4 protein-coding genes and 1 tRNA gene are annotated in these 3,824 nt (G+C 48.6%); 2 read left to right on the top strand and 3 right to left on the bottom strand.

The window, feature by feature from the left end; translation table 11 throughout:
• Positions 1 to 148: 148 nt before the first annotated feature.
• Both ACZM8Y_RS17875 and ACZM8Y_RS17870 read right to left on the bottom strand, forming a co-directional pair.
• Entirely contained in the window at positions 149 to 487 is a 339-nt protein-coding gene (locus ACZM8Y_RS17875) for a hypothetical protein (RefSeq protein ID WP_483972136.1), read from the bottom strand.
• 74 nt (positions 488 to 561) lie between these two features.
• Entirely contained in the window at positions 562 to 777 is a 216-nt protein-coding gene (locus ACZM8Y_RS17870; protein ID WP_482331811.1) for a hypothetical protein, read from the bottom strand.
• A gap of 377 nt (positions 778 to 1,154) precedes the next feature.
• Here ACZM8Y_RS17870 and ACZM8Y_RS17865 point away from each other — a divergent pair, with 377 nt between their 5' ends.
• Together ACZM8Y_RS17865 and rbp are read left to right on the top strand one after the other, a co-directional pair.
• The gene (locus ACZM8Y_RS17865; RefSeq protein ID WP_479860008.1) at positions 1,155 to 2,303 is read left to right on the top strand and encodes an ATP-grasp domain-containing protein; all 1,149 of its coding nucleotides are present in this window, start codon (positions 1,155 to 1,157) and stop codon (positions 2,301 to 2,303) included.
• Positions 2,304 to 2,572: 269 nt separating this feature from the next.
• Entirely contained in the window at positions 2,573 to 2,845 is a 273-nt protein-coding gene (gene rbp, locus ACZM8Y_RS17860; protein WP_302554742.1) for an RNA-binding regulator, read from the top strand.
• Between the two features lie 644 nt (positions 2,846 to 3,489).
• On the opposite strand, the gene ACZM8Y_RS17855 is transcribed toward rbp, so the two are convergent.
• Positions 3,490 to 3,565 (bottom strand) — tRNA-Glu (locus tag ACZM8Y_RS17855).
• Positions 3,566 to 3,824 lie beyond the last annotated feature (259 nt).

The following is a 3,824-nucleotide window of genomic DNA, read 5'->3' as shown; positions in this document are numbered from 1 at the left end:
ATAAAGAGAAAGGCTCTGTTATCGTTTATGGTTGCTTTATCTCCACAGTGCGGTGAAAATACAGCCTTTTTCTCCAGTTTTCCCCTTGGCTGGATTCACTGATAAGGCATTTTACCGGTTATCCCTTTGGAACTTCAAGGAAAAAGTATCAACCATTTTCTATAACACAGCCTTCCTTTTTTGTGGGGCATGGCATCGCTTTGCTTGGCTGTGCCATAGGAAATGGCTGATGCTTTATTTCCTGAAATTTCAAAGGAATAGCGAATAAAATGTCCCGGTTATGGAGTCTGTTGGCGGAAAAATCAGAGAAAAGTATATATCTCAGTATGCTACGGAAATGAAATAACCATATGCTTATGACAGGGGCTTTTGTTTCAGGCTGTGTCATAGGAAGCGGTTGATGCTTTATTTCTTGAAGTTCTAAAGGAATAACGAATAAAATGCCCCCATCATGGGGCCCAGCAGTGGAAAAATAGATAAAAAGCATATATCTCATCAGGTTACGGGAATAAAACAACCATATGCTATGACGGAGCCTTTTTTTATCTCTCAGCAGGGGAACTATGCGCTTTTTTTCAACTTTCCGTTTTTCAGCCTACTGTAGGCAACCTTATGGGTGAGGCGTTTTATTGGTTGTCTTTTGGGCTTTTCAGAAAAAACGGCAATCATTTGTTGTGGCAACGCCTTTCCCTTTGCATGAAAAGGCTCTGTCATATATGCGATTGTTTCATCTCCACAGCACGGTGAAAATACAGCCTTTTTCTCCTGCTTTCCCATCGACGGAATCCGCGGCTAAGGCATTTTGCCGGTTGTTCCTTTGGGACTTCAAGGAATAAGCAGCAACCATTTTCTATAACACGAGCCATTCGCCTTTTCGATGGTTTTCAAAAAAATTCATTTTGAATTTTATAGAGTTGAAATACATCTTTCATTGCAAAAATGAATATCTCCATGACACAGCCTAAGAAAAAAGAGAGTGTTTTGGGCTGTCGCCCACGGGCAAGACTGGCGAAAGGGATTCGATAAGGATGAAAGTCTTTGGAGAAAGGGGGATGGGGTTTGGGGAAGGGGGGAGGAACCTTTCTCCAGAAAGGTTCCTCCCCCCTTCCCCAATCTTCCCTAACCCATGATCACACTCACCACCGGAGGTTTCCATGATCCTGTTGGACAGGCCGTATGTCTCGAAACACTTCCTCAATTACCTTGAACGGAGCGGACAGCCCGTATTGGAGACCCCGTTTACGGCGGAACTGGCCCGCGACTATTGCCTGAACCTTGTGGACGATGCCGAGGCCGAGCGGCGCTGCCGGAACGGGGAACGGCTGTATACGTCTTCCGAGAACGCGCTGGAATGGATCCACGCGCATCTGGGCGATATGCCGGTGGCACGCCATATCGACGCCATGAAGGACAAGGCCGCTCTGCGCCGCCTGCTGGCCGGAATGTACCCTGATTTCTTCTTCCGCGAGATCCCGGTGGGCGAACTTGGGAAGGCTGACGTGAGCGGCTGGAAAAAGCCTTTTATCCTCAAGCCCTCCGTGGGGTTCTTCAGCCTCGGCGTCTATACGATCACATCTGATGGGGATTGGGTTGCGGCTGTGGCGGACATTGAACGCAATCTGCGCGAAAGCCGGGAACGCTTCCCCGAAAGCGTGGTCAACCAGTCGTCGTTCTTGGTGGAGGAATACATTACCGGGGAAGAGTTCGCCGTGGACGTGTATTTCGACGGAGAGGGCGAACCGGTCATCCTGAATATCTTCAAGCACCGTTTCGCGTCGCTGAGCGACGTAAGCGATCGGCTGTATTATACGAGTAAGGACGTTATCGAAGCGAACAAGGCGCGTTTTGAGGCGTTTTTCAGGGAGGTCAACGCCCTGATGGGCATCCGGGACTTTCCCGCCCATGTCGAATTGCGGGTCGAGGCCGATCGGATTTTGCCCATTGAGTTCAATGCGATGCGCTTTGCGGGGCTGTGCACGACCGACATGGCGTATTTCGCCTTTGGGATCAACACGGTGGACTGCTATCTGAATGGCAGGAAGCCGGATTTTGACGCCATCCTGCGGGGCCGGGAAGGGAAAATCTACAGCATGGTCATTCTGGACAAGCCGAAATCCCTGCCGCCGTCTTCGGCCTTCGATTACGAGCGGCTGGCCGCGCATTTTGCGAAGGTGCTCGAACTGCGCAAGGTGGATACGCCCGAACTGCCCGTTTTCGGGTTTGCCTTCACGGAGAGCGAGGCGGGACGGACTGAGGAGCTGGACGCCATCCTGCAATCGGATCTCACGGAATTTCTGCGGTAGCGGGCGGAAAATACGGAAGGGAACGCATCCGGCTGTGCGGGCGGCTGAAACGCCGTTTGCGCATCGGGACATGCGCGGACGGCAATGGGGCGGTTTTGTTCAGGTCTTTCGGAAATGAAGGATTCTTTTTTCTAACTTTTTAAAAAATAAGAAAAAATCCTTGACTTTCTCAGGGAACAAGTCATTGTGCACTGACGTCGCGCAGAGAGCTGATGGAGTTCATGCGCAGGCATTTTGTCTTTCTTTTTTACACAAGGTCTCTTTTTTTTATGACTAAGTCTCTCTATGTCGGCAATCTCCCTTGGTCCGCGACCGAAGATGACGTTCGCGATCTTTTTGCCCCTTACGGTGAAGTAGCTTCCGTGAAGCTCGTTTCCGACCGTGAAACCGGCCGCGCCCGCGGCTTCGGTTTTGTGGAGATGGCCAGTGAAGGCGTTCAGGCCGCTGTCGAAGCGCTGGACAACTTCAGTTTCAATGGTCGCAACCTCAAGGTGAACGAAGCCCGCCCGCGCGAAGCTCGTCCTTCCTACTCCCGCTATTAATCGACGCCCATAAGAAAGGCCCTGCATCCGAAAGGTTGCGGGGCCTTTTTTTATGGCGGTGTCATATATGTGGTTGTTTTATCTCTACACACGGTAAAAATACGGCTTTTTTATTCGGTTTTTCCGCTGGCGGAATATGTGGCTAGATCGTGTCTTTAATTTAATATAATATATTGAAATAATTTTAATTATTATCAAGTCGCAAAAAGATTGTTTTCAATAATTCCGCTGGAACTTCAAGAAAAAAGCATCAACTATTTTCTATGACACAGCCTTTTATATCATAGAAAATGGCTGATGCTTTTTTCCTTGAAACTCCAAAGGGATAATTGGAAAAATACCTTAGCCGTGGATCCCGCCAAGGGGAAAACTGGAAAAAAAGCTCTATTTTTCACCGTACTGTGGAGATGAAACAACCACATATTATAACAGAGCCTTAGAAAAGCAGGAAAAGGAACAGCCAGTTTTGGAGAGAAAAGCGTTTCTCTCAGAAAAAATTTTTTCAGCCCGGTTGTCCTTCCAAAGCCCATCTACACAGCCCTTAGAGAGGTTTATGCCGGAAAAACGGCAAGTTTCGCTTCACGGGGGCTCGTAGGCCGGAACGCAAAAAAGCCACATCATTGTGATGTGGCTTTTGCATTCGCTGGCGTCACCAAGGGGATTTGAACCCCTCTTAGCGACGTGAGAGGCCGCCGTCCTAACCGGATAGACGATGGTGACATTGAATCCGGCTTTGTATCTATGCAGATTCGTTTCTCCTGTCAAGCCGTGGAACGAACCTATGCCCCAAAAAACAGATTTTTCGCATTTCCCAACAGGAGACATTCGCTTTTGTAATGAAAGCTGTATTTCAACTATATGAAATACAAAATGAACTTTTCCAAAAACTATCGAAAAGGTGCATGTCTCCCCAACAGGGCAAACAGGGAATGCGGCAAACAGGGATTCGATAAGGCCGAAAGTCTTTGAAGGGAGAGGG

Source organism: Bilophila sp. (assembly GCF_057864385.1).
This window is presented reverse-complemented; position numbering and strand designations above follow the sequence as displayed.